Annotated in this window: 15 protein-coding genes; 12 read left to right on the top strand and 3 right to left on the bottom strand. The window is 69.6% G+C overall.

Annotated elements, in window-relative coordinates:
• Positions 1-71: 71 nt before the first annotated feature.
• The 4 genes from IG05_RS0129945 to IG05_RS0129960 all read left to right on the top strand — a co-directional run bounded on the left by IG05_RS0129945 (position 72) and on the right by IG05_RS0129960 (position 4,845).
• Positions 72-611 (top strand): flavoprotein, encoded by a 540-nt coding sequence (locus IG05_RS0129945; protein ID WP_030347161.1) that lies wholly within the window; start codon positions 72-74, stop codon positions 609-611.
• 344 nt (positions 612-955) lie between these two features.
• Entirely contained in the window at positions 956-1,699 is a 744-nt protein-coding gene (locus IG05_RS0129950) for an NUDIX hydrolase (RefSeq protein ID WP_030347162.1), read from the top strand.
• Positions 1,700-2,863: a 5'-methylthioadenosine/S-adenosylhomocysteine nucleosidase gene (locus tag IG05_RS0129955; protein ID WP_030347163.1), complete on the top strand. Its 1,164-nt coding sequence runs from the start codon at positions 1,700-1,702 to the stop codon at positions 2,861-2,863.
• Between the two features lie 176 nt (positions 2,864-3,039).
• Positions 3,040-4,845 (top strand): hypothetical protein, encoded by a 1,806-nt coding sequence (locus IG05_RS0129960; RefSeq protein ID WP_037814969.1) that lies wholly within the window; start codon positions 3,040-3,042, stop codon positions 4,843-4,845.
• Between the two features lie 120 nt (positions 4,846-4,965).
• Here the strand turns inward: IG05_RS0129960 and IG05_RS0129965 are convergent, their stop codons facing one another.
• The gene (locus tag IG05_RS0129965; RefSeq protein ID WP_003974483.1) at positions 4,966-5,403 is read right to left on the bottom strand and encodes a hypothetical protein; all 438 of its coding nucleotides are present in this window, start codon (positions 5,401-5,403) and stop codon (positions 4,966-4,968) included.
• A 535-nt stretch (positions 5,404-5,938) separates the two neighbouring features.
• On the opposite strand from IG05_RS0129965, the gene hemL reads away from it, so the two are divergent.
• From hemL to IG05_RS0130015, 8 genes are all read left to right on the top strand, one after another.
• A complete protein-coding gene (gene hemL / locus IG05_RS0129975; protein WP_030347166.1) occupies positions 5,939-7,258 on the top strand; it encodes a glutamate-1-semialdehyde 2,1-aminomutase in 1,320 nt (439 codons plus the stop codon).
• The gene (locus tag IG05_RS0129980) at positions 7,255-7,959 is read left to right on the top strand and encodes a histidine phosphatase family protein (protein WP_030347167.1); all 705 of its coding nucleotides are present in this window, start codon (positions 7,255-7,257) and stop codon (positions 7,957-7,959) included. The genes hemL and IG05_RS0129980 overlap by 4 nt, the downstream gene beginning before the upstream one ends.
• 156 nt (positions 7,960-8,115) lie before the next feature.
• Positions 8,116-9,414, top strand: coding sequence for a hypothetical protein (locus tag IG05_RS0129990; RefSeq protein WP_030347168.1), 1,299 nt, complete (start codon positions 8,116-8,118; stop codon positions 9,412-9,414).
• A gap of 109 nt (positions 9,415-9,523) precedes the next feature.
• On the top strand, positions 9,524-10,114 hold the full coding sequence (locus IG05_RS0129995; protein ID WP_234336082.1) for a TlpA family protein disulfide reductase: 591 nt from the start codon (positions 9,524-9,526) through the stop codon (positions 10,112-10,114).
• Position 10,115: 1 nt separating this feature from the next.
• A complete protein-coding gene (locus tag IG05_RS0130000) occupies positions 10,116-10,895 on the top strand; it encodes a cytochrome c biogenesis CcdA family protein (protein WP_030347170.1) in 780 nt (259 codons plus the stop codon).
• A gap of 3 nt (positions 10,896-10,898) precedes the next feature.
• Positions 10,899-12,599, top strand: coding sequence for a cytochrome c biogenesis protein ResB (gene resB / locus IG05_RS0130005; RefSeq protein ID WP_030347171.1), 1,701 nt, complete (start codon positions 10,899-10,901; stop codon positions 12,597-12,599).
• Positions 12,596-13,678, top strand: a complete 1,083-nt coding sequence (ccsB, locus tag IG05_RS0130010) for a c-type cytochrome biogenesis protein CcsB (protein ID WP_030347172.1) — start codon at positions 12,596-12,598, stop codon at positions 13,676-13,678. The genes resB and ccsB overlap by 4 nt, the downstream gene beginning before the upstream one ends.
• Positions 13,679-13,720: 42 nt before the next feature.
• Complete coding sequence (locus tag IG05_RS0130015; RefSeq protein ID WP_030347173.1) at positions 13,721-14,125, top strand: SRPBCC domain-containing protein; 405 nt, start codon at positions 13,721-13,723, stop codon at positions 14,123-14,125.
• On the opposite strand, the gene IG05_RS0130020 is transcribed toward IG05_RS0130015, so the two are convergent.
• Together IG05_RS0130020 and IG05_RS0130025 are read right to left on the bottom strand one after the other, a co-directional pair.
• Positions 14,122-15,528 (bottom strand): condensation domain-containing protein, encoded by a 1,407-nt coding sequence (locus IG05_RS0130020; protein ID WP_030347174.1) that lies wholly within the window; start codon positions 15,526-15,528, stop codon positions 14,122-14,124. The genes IG05_RS0130015 and IG05_RS0130020 overlap by 4 nt on opposite strands.
• Before the next feature lie 234 nt (positions 15,529-15,762).
• Complete coding sequence (locus IG05_RS0130025) at positions 15,763-15,987, bottom strand: hypothetical protein (protein ID WP_051790397.1); 225 nt, start codon at positions 15,985-15,987, stop codon at positions 15,763-15,765.
• Positions 15,988-16,057: the final 70 nt, after the last annotated feature.

Consider the following 16,057-nt stretch of genomic DNA (forward strand, 5'->3'; position numbering starts at 1 on the left):
CCCCCTCCCCGGCCCCATCGGCGTAACCTGCCGGAACCTCGCCGCATCAGCCGCCGACCGGGAGTGCCCGCGTGACCGAGCCGACGATCCCCCCGGACAAGAAGCCCTTCCTGTACGTCGTCGTCTGTGCGAGCGGCATCGCCCCCGGCGTCGGCGAGCTGATCACCGCGGCCCGGAAGGCGGACTGGGACGTCGGAGTCGTCGCCACCCCGCAGGGCCTCGGCTTCATCGACGCCCGGGCGGTCGAGGCGCAGACCGGCTACCCGATCCGCTCCGCCTGGCGCAGGCCGGGGGACCCGCGCCCGCTGCCGCCCCCGGACGCCATCGCGGTCGCGCCGGCCACCTTCAACACCCTCAACAAGTGGGCCGCAGGGATCTCCGACACCCTCGCCCTGGGCATCCTGTGCGAGGCGTACGGCACGGGCGTCCCGACCGTGGCGCTGCCCTGCCTGAACACCGCCCAGGCCGCCCACCCGGCCTACCGGCAGAGCCTGGCCCGGCTGCGGGACATGGGCGTCCTGATCGGCTCCGGCGCGGACGGCGACACGGACCGCTTCCGCTGGGAGGAGGCCCTGGAACTGCTGGAGCCCCTCGTCGGCATGGCGCGGTGACGCCCTTCGCGCCGGACCGTCCCAGCCGGTGAGGGAGGAGGACCGGCCGGGTGCGGGCTCGGTTCCCGGAACCGGGCGGTACCCGCCCGCCCGTTGCTCACCGGGACAGACTTCACCCCGGGGAAGGCCGAGTACAGGCCGCCGAACAGATGCTCCCGCCGCCGCAGGTGCGGGTCGTAGGGCGAACTGGGCATCGCGGTAGGCGAGCCACCCCCGTCCGCCCGGCCGGTGGCTCGGACAGTCCTCCACGCGTTCCTGGAACCCGACACGTCTCCATACCGCACCGCCGGCCTCCATGGCGCCGTTCTTGTCAAAGTGACAGGAATCGAAGTAGCTTAGGCGGCATGCAACATGACGCGTGGTCACCCCCGCCTGTGCTGTTGACGGTCGATCTCGTGATCCTGACGCTGAGGGAGGGGCGACTGTGTGTGCTGCTCGTGGAGCGGGGCGAAGATCCTTTCCGAGGCATGCCGGCTCTGCCCGGCGGATTCCTCAATCACGCCGGTGAGGAGATCCTCGACGCGGCCCACCGTGAGTTGAGTGAGGAAACCGCTCTGACTGCCGGGTGGGTGCACCTCGAACAGCTGGCCACCTACGGGGAGGCAGGCCGTGATCCACGGGGACGAGTCGTGTCCGTGGCCCACTTGGCGATCGCGCCGGGACTTCCCGAACCGGTCGCAGGAACGGATGCCATGGACGCTGCGTGGGTTCCTGCGGAGGCCGTCCTGTCCGGCGAGGTGGAACTGGCCTTCGATCACCGCCGAATCGTGACGGACGGAATCGAACGCGCCCGTACCAAGCTCGAATCCTCGGCGCTGGCCACGGCATTCTGCGGAGAAGTATTCACCATAGCTGAGTTGCAACAGGTGTACGAGGCGGTATGGGGCACCGAACTCGACACCCGAAATTTCTACCGGAAGGTCCAGGCCGTGGAGGGATTCATCACCCCTGCCGGCTCCGGACGCAGGAGCACCGGAGGACGGCCTGCGCGGCTGTACCGGGCCGGGCCGACGACGGTGTTGATCCCGCCACTGATCCGGCCTGTGCCCTCCGCAAAGGAAGAGGGAGCGGGAGAGGAAGGGGAATAGATGTCGAAAGACCTGGTGGTGATTCTCACCGCCCTCAATCTCGAATTCCAAGCAGTGCGTCGGAAACTGACCGGTGTACAGGTGCATCGTCACGAGCGGGGAACACTGTTCGAGTTGGGAACCGTGCCGGGCACTTCGTGTCGTGTCGCGCTCGGCCTGACGAACAAGGGGAACCATTCCGCCGCGGTGATCGCCGAGCGTGCGATCCAGGAGTTCTCCCCGGTGGCCGTGTTGTTCGTCGGCGTCGCGGGTGCGCTGTGGGACACCGCCAGGCTGGGCGACGTGGTGATGGCGACACACGTGTACGCCTACCACGGCGGGACCAGCGAGGACGACGGACTCAAGTCCCGCCCCCGGGTCTGGGAGACGGCGCACGGCATCAGCCAGCTCGGCTCACATCTGGCTCGCGTGAACGACTGGGTCGATGACACGGCCGGCCACGGGCACTCGCCGCAGGTGCGCTTCGGCGCGATCGCCGCCGGCGAGATTGTTCAGAACTCAAGGATTTCGGCCGAGGCGCGGTGGATCCGGCAGCACTACAACGACGCGCTCGCGATCGAGATGGAGGCGGCCGGTGTCGCCCAGGCCGGTCATCTCAACGGCGCTCCGGTGGCCATCATCCGGGGAATCAGCGACCGGGCGGACGGTACGAAGAACAGCGCGAAGGACCGCGACCGGCAGCCACGGGCCGCGGCGAACGCGGCGGCCTTCGCCGTACGGCTGGCCGTGGAACTGGTTCGGGAACAGGAGCAGATCGCAATGTCCGAGGCGGACAGGGCCCGTGCGGCCGACAGACTCAAAGGCAACGTAAGCAACAGCGCGCACAACAGCACGGTCGGCATCATGGCCGGCTCCGTCCAGGGCAGCAGCGTCCACCTGAACGGGGACGCGAAGGCGTCCGGTCCGGTCGACCTGGTCGCGGAACTGGACGGTTTCCGTGCGCACCTGAAGCGTCAGCACGCCGAGGGCGCCCTCGACGACGACACCCACCGGGAGGCACTGGCCGAGCTGGTCCTTGCGCGCCGGGCGGTGGTGGAGAACACCTCCGAGCCGTCCAAGAAGGCGGTCATGGCACTCAAGAGGTTACGCGGTCTGATCGCGGAGTCTCCCGAACTGGTGGGCAGGCTGGCCCCGCTTGTTGCTGCGGCGGGTGATCTGTCGTGATCGACGGCAGCAGCGTCACGCACAACGCGGCCGCGTACGACTCCACCGTCGGAATCCAGGCCGGGACCGTCCACAACTCCAACGTCTACTTCGTCCACCCCGATGCGTCGCCGCAGGAGAAGTACAAGGTCGGTGTGCGGTTCCTGGAGGACGGCATCCCCAGTCGTGCGCGCGACATGATCAGTGACGCCATCGCCCACGGACACGACAACGCGGAGGTCCGGTTCCACTGGGTGCTCGCCATGCTCAGTGCCCGTGCCTACCACGACCTCAGCGCCGAGGAACTCCAGCAGCTGCACCACGCCTCCGGGCTCGTACGGACGTACGCCGAGGGGGAATGGAAGGACGCTCTGCGCGTCGCCTTCGAACTGCTGGCGATGCTCAGCACCGCGGACGGCGCCACGGAACGCGTATTGGAGCGGTTGCGCTCTCTGTCACCTCGCCGGCGTGACGAGATCCTCCACCACTTCGACCTGGTGCTCACCGGGGGGCTGAAAGACAGCCTGTGGACCGAGAACCGAGAGCGGGCCGAGGCGGCTCGCTTCGGCAACGACCGGGTCCAGCGGGTCTGGGCCTATTTCGAACCCGACCCCATCGGGCCGCGGACCCTGCCGCCCCGTCCGAGCACTGCCGCTGCCGCCCAGGCGGCCCTCCCGGTCCGAATGGGCCTGTTCGTCGTCGCCGCCGCGTTCCTCTGCGTCTTGTCCCTGGTCGCGGATCCGGCCGAGGCAGCCGTCGAGTTGCTGGTGGCGCTCGGTGCGGGCGTGGCCGCGACTCGCTTCGGCAGCCGATGGTGGTACCAGGAACATCAGCTGAAAACCAGAAACCGGATGTTGCAGGTACCGCACGCACGCGATCCCGCCTCTTCCGGGGACGGGTTCACCAACCGTGTCCGCCATTCGTTCGACCACTACTTCAGTGTTCGTGTGCCTCTCGGAATGACCCCGCACGAGTGGCTCGGCCATACCGAGCACATCCGCCACAGCCTCGTCGCCGAGATCTCGGTTCTCTACCGTGAGAGCCGGATCGGCGTGGACCGGGTCGACTGGCTGATCCGCCATCTCGCTGAGGATGCCCGGGACCGGTACAGCAGAGGCACTCTTTTCGATCACCGCCACACGGACCAGACCCCGGCGTCGGCGAAGGCACTGTGTGTGGTCGCCCTCGTCGTTCTCGGCTGCACCACTCTGGCCCTGCTCGGCACGGTGGCCTCGGGTGCCGGTGCGTCGCACGTGGTGCTGGCCGTCCTGGCCGTAGCCGGCGTGGTCTGGTCCGGACGCGCGGCCGCGTCCTCGTGGCTGGAGGCCCGGGGCGAGGAACGCCGACTGGCCGAGGAAACCAAGGAGTACCAGGAGCGGCTGGCCACGCGGCGAGCCGCCTACGAGAACTGGAAGGCGTTCCTCGACGCCACGCGCCCCAGTGAGCAGGAGATGGAGACCTGGCTCACCTGCGACAAGACGCTGTTCGTCGACGAGGCATTGCGCCACTACCAGCTCTCCTGGCGCGACCTGATCACCCACACCATCCTGGTGACATCCGCACGCCCCTACAAACGAGGCCGTGTTAAGGGCGGTCCTTGGCGCTACTCGCGCTACAGCTTCCGCCTCTTCCTGGTCACACAGGGTGGCGTTCGCGAAGTAAGCTCGGAGTTCGATTTCGCCGACGCACGACGCGGGAGCGAGCAGCGGAGCAACTACCGGTTCGACGCGTTGTCCTCGGTGCAGGTCACGGAACGCAGCACGGCCGGCTACGACCTTGAGCTCGTCCTCACCAACGGGCCGGCCAGGAACATCCGTGTTGCGGACGCCGACACCCACCACCTCGCGCCGGACGAGAACGCCCAGGAAATCGCCGAGATCAACCTCAGTGCGGCCGGCTTCATCCACACCTTCCGCCTGCTGGAAGGCATCGCGGCGGACGGAAAGGGCTGGATCGAACGGAACAGCCCCGGCAACCAGCCGTCCTTCCGCGCTGCCGGCTGAGCGGGCCGACGACCGAAGCGCGTCCTCACCGCAGGCGGCCGGAAGCACATCCCGGCCGCCCAGCGGAACTTCTCGGACACTGGCGAGGGCGGAGGCCCAAGGCCTCGCCCGACCCCGATCTCATGGCCACACGAGGCAATAAGGCTGATGCCCCGCCTCGTGCAGCCGATGGCTGAAGTCCTGCCATTCGTGGAGCAGCTGGTACACGTTGAACGCGTCCCGCGGGCCGCCCCGGTCCGGGACCGTCGACCAGATGAAGGCCGCCGCGCCGACCGCTTCCTCGCCGATGCCGCGGAGGGGGTCGACGACCGTCATGGGCAGCTTGACGACGGCGTAGTCGGGGTGCAGGACGACGAGCTCCAGGGGCGGGACCTTGTGCAGGGGGACACCTTCGATGCCCGTGAGGACCATCGCGGCCATCGTCTCCGGCTTGATCTTGGTGAACATGCCGTTCATGCCCAGTTCGTCGCCGCCGAGTTCCTCGGGGCGCATCGAGATGGGAACGCGGGCCGCGGTCGCACCGTCCGGCGCGCCGAAGTATTTGTACGTCACCCCCACTCGACCACCATTCCTGCTCCCCGCCCGGAGGCGGTCGGCCCGGTGGTCGAGCCGGCCGTCGATCTGCCGGTCGTACCGCTCGGGCTCACTCGGTACACCCTGTGTCTGACGTGCGTCGGTCTGACGTGTCTCGGTCGTTTCCTCCGCGTCGCGCCGGTGCCTTCCCCGCCGGGCACGTCGAGGACCCAGGTCATCAGTCCCCTCGCCCAGTCCGCCACCGCGATGCATATCTCCACCCGACTGCTTTTCTAGGACGCGTGGCCCCCGCCGCGCAACCCGATCATCGTGTCAGTGACCTCCCCCACGGCCGCCCGCCGAAACGTACGGTGGAACAACAGGCCGCGCGGGAAATTCCCGGCCTCTGATCATTACGTGCGTATGAGCTGTGTGTATCAGGTCTCAGTCTCGCAGATGAGGGATGGCGCCGCTCCGATCCCGAGGCCGACCGCGGTCGGCCCGTCCCGCGGCCTACCCTGAGGAGGTCACCCCGCAACCGGAGTCCGAGAAGCCGGAGAAGCCGCACGTCATGAGTGCCATGAGCGAAACGCCCTATCCCTACGACGCGCCCGTCTCACAGGCGCTCTTCGACCGCGCCTCCGTCGTCACCCCGGGCGGAGTGAACTCCCCGGTGCGCGCCTTCCGCGCCGTCGGCGGCACCCCCCGGTTCATGGTGTCGGGCAAGGGGGCCTACCTCACCGACGCCGACGGCCGCGAGTACGTCGACCTGGTCTGTTCCTGGGGTCCCATGATCCTCGGGCACGCGCACCCCGAGGTCATCGCCGCCGTCCAGGAGGCCGTCGCCCGCGGTACGTCCTTCGGCACGCCCGGCGAGGGCGAGGTCGCGCTCGCCGAGGAGATCGTCGCCCGGGTCGAGCCGGTGGAGCAGGTGCGGCTCGTCAGCAGCGGCACCGAGGCCACCATGTCCGCGATCCGCCTCGCCCGCGGGTTCACCCGGCGTTCCAAGGTGATCAAGTTCGCCGGCTGCTACCACGGGCACGTGGACTCGCTGCTCGCCGCGGCCGGCAGCGGTGTCGCCACCTTCGCGCTGCCGGACACCCCCGGTGTCACCGGCGCCCAGGCCAGCGACACGATCGTGCTGCCGTACAACGACCTGGAGGCCGTGCAGGAGGCCTTCCACCGGCACCCCGGCGAGATCGCCTGTGTGATCACCGAGGCGTCGCCGGGGAACATGGGCGTCGTACCGCCGGACCCCGGGTTCAACCAGGGGCTGAAGGACGCCTGCCGGAAGAACGGCGCCCTGTTCATCTCCGACGAGGTGATGACCGGGTTCCGCACCAGCCGCGCCGGGTGGTACGGCGTGGAGGGCGTGAAGCCGGACCTCATGACCTTCGGCAAGGTCATGGGCGGCGGGTTCCCGGCCGCGGCCTTCGGCGGCCGTGCCGACGTCATGGCGCACCTCGCGCCCGCCGGGCCCGTCTACCAGGCCGGCACCCTCTCCGGCAACCCGGTCGCCACCGCCGCCGGTCTGGCCCAGCTGCGGCTGCTGGACGACGCGGCCTACGACACGGTCGACGCCGTCTCCGAGCAGATCCGCACCCTCGTCGGCGAGGCGCTGTCGAAGGAGGGTGTCGCGCACCGGGTGCAGACCGCGTCCAACATGTTCTCCGTGTTCTTCACGGACCGGCAGGTGCGCACCTACGAGGACGCCAAGCGGCAGGAGTCGTACCGCTTCACCGCGTTCTTCCACTCGCTGCTGGCGAACGGCGTGTACCTGCCGCCGTCGTCCTTCGAGTCCTGGTTCGTGTCCACGGCCCATGACGAGCGGGCCGTGCAGAAGATCGCCGACGCCCTTCCGGCGGCGGCCCGGGCGGCTGCGGAGGCCACGGCGGAATGAGCACCTCCCCCGAGAACAAGGACATCACCGTCGTCCACCTCATGCGGCACGGCGAGGTCGAGAACCCGGACGGCGTCCTGTACGGCCGGCTGCCCGGCTACCACCTGTCCGAGCTGGGCCGGAAGATGGCCGAGCGGGTCGCCGAGCACCTGGCCCCGCGGGACGTCACCTACGTCTGCTCCTCCCCGCTGGAGCGGGCGCAGGAGACGGCCACCCCGATCGCCAAGGCCCACGGGCTGGACCTGGACACCGACGAGCGGCTGATCGAGGCCGAGAACGTGTTCCAGGGCAAGACGTTCGGCGTCGGCGACGGCGCGCTGCGCAAGCCGGACAACTGGAAGCACCTCGTCAACCCGTTCCGGCCGTCCTGGGGCGAGCCGTACGTCGACCAGGTGGTGCGGATGATGGGCGCGCTGAACGCGGCCAGGGACCACGCGCGCGGGCACGAGGCGGTGCTGGTCAGCCATCAGCTGCCGATCTGGATCGTGCGGTCGTACATCGAGCGGCGGCGGCTGTGGCACGACCCGCGCAGGCGGCAGTGCACCCTCGCCTCCCTGACGACTTTCACCTACCAGGGTGACAAGATCGTGTCCGTGGGCTACAGCGAGCCCGCCATCGATCTGGTCCCGGTCCACCTGCGGGCCGGCGCCCGGCCGCAGAAGGGCAAGGGGGCCGCGCAGGGGAAGGCCTTCGGCGCCTGACCGGCCCGGCTCCGGTGCACTGACAGTCCGTTTGACGTGACTTAGGGTGTTTTTGCCGGAAGCGTTGCGAAAAACATAAGAATGATCGGAACCTCCCCGATCGTCGCGTCCTCTGTCTGGGTGAACACCAGCAGGCGCGACGAATCGGGGTTTTCCATGCGCACCTTCTCCCGGACCCTCTCCCGGCGGGGAGCACTCGGCCTCGGCGCGGGCGCGGCTGCCGCCGCCTCGCTCGCCGGCTGCGGAAGCCTCACGTCCTCGGACGGCGGCGGGCACCCGAACGGTTCCGGCCAGGGCCGGCCGGGACACGGGGACGGGAAGGGGAACGGTGCGCGCCCGGCCCGGCCCCTCGGTGACGGCTCGACCTCCTTCACCGGCAAGCAGCCGCACCAGCCGGGCAAGCCCGAGCCGCTGGAGCCGGGGCAGACCCCGCCGCAGTTCGTGATCTTCTCCTGGGACGGCGCCGGCGAGGTCGGCAACGGCCTCTTCCCGCGCTTCCTGGACCTGGCCAAGGAGCACGGCGCGTCCATGACCTTCTTCCTCTCGGGGCTGTACCTGCTGCCCGAGTCGAAGAAGCGGCTGTACGAGCCCCCGAACAACCCGCGCGGCGCCTCCGACATCGGCTACCTCGCCGACGATCACATCAAGGCCACCCTGACGAACGTGCGCCGGGCCTGGCTGGAGGGCCACGAGATCGGCACCCACTTCAACGGGCACTTCTGCGCCGGCACCGGCACGGTCGGCAACTGGACCCCGCAGCAGTGGGCGAGCGAGATCCGGCAGGCCAAGGCGTTCGTGAAGGAGTGGCGCACCAACACCGGCTGGACGGACCTGCCCTCCCTGCCGTTCGACTACGACAAGGAGCTGGTCGGCGGCCGTACGCCCTGCCTGCTGGGCCAGAACAACCTGCTGCCCACCGCGCGCGAGCTGGGCTGGCGCTACGACGCCTCCTCGCCGGGCGGCCGTCAGACGTGGCCGGAGAAGAAGCAGGGGATCTGGGACCTGCCGCTGCAGCAGATACCTTTCCCCGGACGTTCCTTCGAGGTCCTGTCCATGGACTACAACATGCTCGCCAACCAGTCCGTGAACTCCACCAAGGCGCCCGCCTACAACTACCCGGGCTGGCGCAAGCAGTCCGCGCAGGCGTACATCCAGGGCTTCCAGCGGGCGTACGAGACGAACCGGGCGCCGTTCTTCGTCGGCAACCACTTCGAGCAGTGGAACGGCGGCATCTACATGGACTCCGTCGAGGAGGCCTTCAAGCACATCGCGCGCGAGAAGGAGAAGGGTGCCGACGTGCGGCTGGTCTCCTTCCGGCAGTTCGTGGACTGGATGGACGTGCAGAAGCCCGAGGTGCTCGCCAAGCTGCGCACGCTGGGCGTCGGGCAGCGGCCGGCGGGCGGCTGGAAGGAGTTCCTGCGGGGCACCGGGTCCGCCTCCTCCAATGCCGCGTGATCCCGGCCGGGCGCCCGGAATGTCCCGTGTAAATACGCCCTGAAATGCGGTTTTCCGCCCGGCAGGGGGGCGCGCGAAATCCCCGGAACAGGCATGCGAAACTTTTCACATGAGTATCCGCAGCCGCGCCGTCCTGCTCACCGCTGTGGCCGCCGTCGCGGCCCTGACCCTGTCCGCGTGCGGGAAGGGCGGCATCTCCGGAGGCGGTGGCGACACCAACTTCGTCACCGGCAAGAACGGCATCGACACCGTGTCCGCGGGCAAGCGCGCCACGGTCCCGGACCTGTCCGGCAAGACGATCGGCGGCAAGGCCCTCGACGTCGCCGACTACAAGGGCAAGGTCGTCGTCCTCAACGTCTGGGGTTCGTGGTGCGGACCGTGCCGCGAGGAGGCCGGGTACTTCGCCAAGGTCTCCAAGGAGTACCAGGGCAAGGGTGTGCAGTTCGTGGGCATCAACACCCGCGACACCAGCACCACCCCGGCCGTGAACTTCGAGAAGGAGCACGGGGTCGAGTACCCGAGCCTGTACGACCCCACCGGCAAGCTGATGCTCCGCTTCAAGAAGGGCACCCTCAACCCCCAGCTCATCCCCTCCACGCTCGTCATCGACCGGCACGGGAAGGTCGCCGCACGCGCCCTGGAGGCGCTCGACGACACCACCCTGCTGAAGATGATCAAGCCGGTGCTCGCGGAGAAGTGACGTGAGCGCACTGCTGACGCTGGCCGCGGAGACGGGGCCGGGGCGCAACCAGACCGTGCTGCACGGTGCCCTGCTGGTCTCCTTGCCGATCGCGCTGCTCGCCGGGCTCGTCTCGTTCTTCTCGCCCTGCGTGCTGCCGCTTGTCCCCGGCTACCTCTCCTATGTGACGGGCGTCGCCGGCACCGACCTCGCCGAGGCCAGACGGGGGCGGATGATCACCGGTGCCTCCCTGTTCGTACTCGGCTTCAGCACCGTGTTCGTCTCCACCGGCGCGCTCTTCGGCTACTTCGGCTCGAACCTGCTGGAGTACCAGGAGACCCTGTCCAGGGTGCTCGGCCTGCTCATGATCGTCATGGGCGTCTTCTTCATGGGGCTGCTGCCCTGGTTCACCATGCGCGAGTTCCGCTTCCACAAGCGGCCGACGGGCGGCCTGCTGGGGGCGCCCGTCCTCGGCGCCCTCTTCGGGGTCGGCTGGACGCCCTGCATGGGCCCGACACTCTCCTCGGTGAACTTCCTCTCCTTCCAGGAGTCGAGCGCCGCGCGTGGTTCGCTGCTGATGGTCGTGTACTGCCTCGGTCTCGGCCTTCCCTTCGTCATCACCGCGATCGCCTTCCGCAAGGCGCTCGGCGCCTTCGCCTGGGTCAAGCGCCACTATGTGTGGGTGATGCGCATCGGCGGCTCGATGATGATCTTGACCGGTGTGCTGCTGATGACGGGCGCCTGGAACGGTCTGATCCAGCAGATGCAAACCTGGTCCGACGGCTTCACTGTGGGGATCTGATCGATGAGCAAGACCGACACCGGCCTCGGCCGGGACCAGGAGGACCTCGGGGCCGCCGGCTCCCAGCTGTCCACGGCCCCGCAGGAGGAGATCTCCACTCCGCCGTCCCTGGGCGTCATCGGCTGGGTGCGCTGGTTCTGGCGGCAGCTGACCTCCATGCGGGTCGCGCTGCTGCTGCTCCTGCTGCTCTCGCTGGCCGCCATCCCCGGCTCGCTGATCCCGCAGACCGGCGCGGACGCGAGCAAGGTCGAGGACTTCCGCGCCGCGCACCGGACGCTGGCGCCGGTCTACGACAAGCTCGGCCTGTTCCACGTCTACAGCTCGGTGTGGTTCTCCGCGATCTACATCCTGCTGTTCGTCTCCCTGATCGGCTGCATCGTCCCGCGTACCTGGCAGTTCACCGGCCAGCTGCGCGGCCGTCCGCCGGGCGCGCCCAAGCGGCTGACCCGGCTGCCCGCGTACACGACGTGGCGGACACAGGCCGACCCGGAGCAGATCCGCGAGGCCGCGCTCGCCCTGCTGAAGAAGCGCCGCTTCCGCGCGCACGTCGTCGGCGACGCCGTGGCCGCCGAGAAGGGCTACCTGCGCGAGCTGGGCAACCTGGTCTTCCACATCGCCCTGATCGTGCTGCTCGTCGCCTTCGCCTCGGGCCAGCTGTACAAGGCCGACGGCACCAAGCTGATGGTGGAGGGCGACGGCTTCTCGAACGCGCTGCCGATGTACGACGACATCAAGTCCGGCAGCCTGTTCCAGAGCGACGACCTGGTCCCCTTCAGCTTCGACCTGAAGGACTTCAAGGGCACCTACGAACTCACGGGCCCCAACAAGGGCACCCCGCGCACCTTCGAGGCACGGATCCGCTACAGCGAGGGCGCGTACGGCAAGGACCGGACGACCACCGTCAAGGTCAACGAGCCGCTGAAGATCGACGACGCCAAGGTCTACCTGGTCAGCCACGGCTACGCGCCCGTCGTCACCGTCCGCGACGGCACCGGGAAGATCGTCTACCAGGACGCCGTACCGCTGCTGCCGCTCGACGGCAACGTCAGCTCCAACGGCGTGGTGAAGGTGATGGACGGCTACCGCGACCCGAAGGGCAACAAGGAGCAGCTCGGCTTCCAGGCGTTCTTCGTGCCGACGTTCGACGCCCGCAGCGGCACGATGCTCTCGCAGTTCCCGGCGCTGCTGAACCCGCTGCTCGCGGTGAACGCCTACCACGGCGACCTCGGGGTGAACTCGGGCATCCCGCAGAGCGTGTACCAGCTCGACAAGAAGCACATGAAGGCGTTCAAGGACGGCAAGGGCCAGCTGCTGAAGAAGCTGCTGAAGCCGGGCGACACGCTCACGCTGCCGAACGGCGCCGGGTCCCTCACCTTCGAGAAGGACATCAAGGAGTGGGCCGGCTTCGAGATCGTCCAGGAGCCGGGCAGCGGATGGGCGCTCGGCGGTGCCCTCGCCGCGATCTTCGGCCTGGCCGCGTCCCTGTTCATCCAGCGCCGCCGCGTGTGGGTGCGGGCGGTGCGCGGTGCCGACGGCGTCACGGTGGTCGAGATGGCCGGGCTCGGCCGCAGCGAGTCCGCCAAGGTGCCCGAGGAACTGGGCGACCTCGCCGGAATCCTCTACGACCAGGCGCCGGGGGCCCCCGACCCCGACGACGACGCCTCCGAATCCCCAGTCGTACCTGCCGAAGGGGCTGAGAAGTGACTCTCGCCGCCGCAACAAACGAACACCTCGCGAGCATCAGCAACACGCTGATCTACTCGTCGATGGCCGTCTACACCCTGGCCTTCTTCGCCTACATCGCCGAGTGGCTGTTCGGCAGCCGCAGCAAGGTGGCCCGTACGGCCGCCGCGCTCACCGCCGGCCGCGAGCGCACGGCGGGCGCCCCCGCCGTCGCCGTGCGGCAGGCCGGCGGCACCGCCGTGCTGGAGCGGCCCAAGGTCGTCGTCCGCTCGGCGTCCGGCGCCCGGGACGTGCCCGACGGGCCCGGCGCGCACGGCGGCGACGAGCAGGGCGACCTGTACGGCCGGATCGCCATCTCCCTCACCGTGCTCGCGTTCCTCGTGGAGCTGGGCGGTGTCGTGACCCGCGCGGCCTCCGTGGAGCGGGCGCCGTGGGGCAACATGTACGAGTTCAACATCACCTTCTCCACGGTCGCCGTCGGTGTGTACCTCGGGCTGCTGGCCCTGAAGAAGAACGTGCGCTGGCTCGGCCTGTTCCTCGTCACGACCGTCCTGCTGGACCTGGGCCTGGCGGTCACCGTCCTGTACACGGCCAGCGACCAGCTGGTGCCGGCCCTGCACTCGTACTGGCTGTACATCCACGTCTCCACCGCGATCTTCTGCGGCGCGGTGTTCTACGTCGGCGCGGTCGCCACGATCCTGTACCTGTTCAAGGACTCGTACGAGACCAAGCTGGAGGCCGGGGGCACGCCCGGCAGGTTCGCGTCCTCCGTGCTGGAGCGGCTGCCCGCCTCCGCCTCCCTGGACAAGTTCGCCTACCGCGTCAACGCGGCCGTCTTTCCGCTGTGGACGTTCACGATCATCGCGGGCGCGATCTGGGCGGGCGACGCCTGGGGCCGGTACTGGAACTGGGACCCGAAGGAGACCTGGTCCTTCATCACCTGGATCGCCTACGCCTGCTACCTGCACGCCCGCGCCACCGCCGGCTGGAAGGGCCGCAAGGCCGCCTACCTGGCGATGATCGCCTTCGGCTGCTGGCTCTTCAACTACTACGGCGTGAACATCTTCGTGAGCGGCAAGCACTCCTACGCGGGCGTGTAACCGCCGCGTGCGGGTGCCCCGGGACGGGAGCAGGCTGGTGTCATGAGCGGTTCCATCGCACAGGGCACCAGCCAGACGCACGGGAACATGCACATCCTGCACTTCGTGGTGCAGCTCCCGCGGCCGATGGAGGACGTCTGGGCCGCGGTGGCCACGGCCGAGGGGCTGGCGTCCTGGTTCACCGCCGCCGAGGTGCTCGAACACCGCCTCGGCGGCGCGGTCACGCTGCGCGACCTGGGCAGCGGGCAGGTGACCGCCTGGGACGTGGACCGGGTCGCGGAGTACACCCTGGAGAGCGCCGGCCGGCTCCGGTTCCACCTGGAGCGCGAAGGGGAGGACGCCAGCGTGCTCCGCTTCACGCACGAGTTCCAGGGCGAGGAGGAGTCCGAGCAGCGCTGGCGCGACCGGCTCGAACGCCTGATCGGGACACTCGGCCCGAACGCCTAGGAGACCGCGGAGAGGCTGCCGTCGGCCACCGAGGCGATCCGGTCCCGCAGCCGCTCCACGTACAGCCGCATGGTCTTCACCGCCACGTCCGTGTCCGGGTACCGGCTCGCCAGCCACAGCCCCTCGGGCAGCCGGTTCACCCACACGCACACCTGGTCGCCGTACGACACCCGCATCAGCCCGTACGCCTTCAGCTCGGGCCACCGCTCGGCGCCCGGGATGCCGCGGGCGTCGACGTACGACACGATCGAGTGCAGGTCCGGGGAGGTCGGCCGGAAGTCGGAGCCGAGCAGGCGCAGCACCCGGGCCAGCGGCATCCGGGCCAGCGACCGGTTCGCCTGCAGCTCGGCGCGCACCGCCCGCAGGGCCTCCGGGAAGCCGCGGGTACGGCCCACCGGGACCTCGATCGGGGCGCCGCCCACGTACCAGCCCACCGAGTCGCTCCACCGGGACTTCACCCGGGTGTGGAACGGCACCACCGTCCGGTACACCGGCTGCCCGCCGAGTTCGTGCACGACGAGTCCGGTCGCGGCCAGCAGTCCGACCAGGCTGCCGCCGTACGGCCGGCAGTACGCCTCGAACGCCGCCGCCGCGTCCGCGTCCGCCAGCGGCTCGCACAGCATCTGCTGCCGGGGCAGCGGACCGCCCGGTGCCAGACCCAGGTCGACCGGGAAGGCCGGCAGGGTGCCGTCGCAGCGGTGGATGAACTCCCGCCAGCGCTCCACGATCGCGTGCCGGCCGTCGAGACCGTCCGCGCCGGCCCGCTCGATCCCGCAGAAGTCGACGTAACTGGCCACCGGCCCGCGGTCCTCCGGTTCGGTGCCGGCCAGCCCCGCCGCGTACAGCTCGTGGATCTCGGCGGCGATCCGCTGCACCGAGTAGGCGTCGACGTTGCTGTGGTCGAAGGCCATGTACACGCTCGCGCCGTCGTCGCGCACCACCGCCGTGTAGATGAGGTTGGGCCAGCGCAGCGCGTCCGCGACCGTGTCGAAGCGGTGCTGGAGGTGCCGGACCAGGCCGTCCGCATCGGGGAAGTCGCCCGCGTCCTCGCGGTGCAGGGACACCTCGGCCGGGTCGAGCGTGAACCGGCGCAGCTCGTCACCGGCCCAGCGGAAGCCGCTGCGCAGCGTCTCGTGCCGCAGGGTCCAGGTGTGCAGGGCCCGTTCCAGCACGTCCAGGTCGAGCGGGCCGGGCAGGTCGAAGGCGGTGCCGAGCCAGGTCGGCACGAACAGCCCGGACTCGCGGACGCTCCGGGCCGTCCTGATGTGCGACTCCTGGATGTAGGCGGGCGGCCGGGAGTCCTCCGGGAGCGCCGTCGCCGCCGCGACGGTCGCCGGGCTCAGCGTCCACTCGACGAGCCGTCCCGGCCGGACCTCGCAGCGCTGGATGTCAGTGATTCGCACGCGTCTCCCATCGCCGAAGGGCCCGGTGCTCGGGCCCCCTGCAAGGCAATGCCGTCAGACGCGGCCGGGACATGCCCGCCCGGGCCATTTCAACGGAACGGATGGCAGGCCGAACGCGGAAGTGATTAACCCTCGGTGACCGGTGGGGGCAGGACCGGGACGGGGCCGCCCGACGGTGATCGGGCCGGGCCCGGTGCCGGCGGTGGCGCGGGCGTGTCGGTGGACGGCCGGCCGCTAGTCCTGCCGGGGGTCGTCGTCCCCGCCCCGGGCGCGCTCGTCGAGGGACTTCAGGAACTCCGGGTTGTCGTCCGGGGCCACCCAGTCCGCCGCGGCATCGCGGTGCCACTCGGCCGGGGTGGAGCCGCTCGCCGGGCCGCGCCGGGTCCGGCCGGTGAACAGCCAGGCCGAGGAGTAGACCAGCAGCGCCATGACCAGCAGGAACGGCAGATACCTGAGCATGGCCGCGCGTACCCCCCACTCTGTGATCCGACCCTGGTGACCGGGCCAGGGTAGCGGGTGGCAGATACTG

The sequence above is a fragment of the Streptomyces sp. NRRL S-1022 genome (genome assembly GCF_000720135.1).
GTDB lineage: Bacteria > Actinomycetota > Actinomycetes > Streptomycetales > Streptomycetaceae > Streptomyces.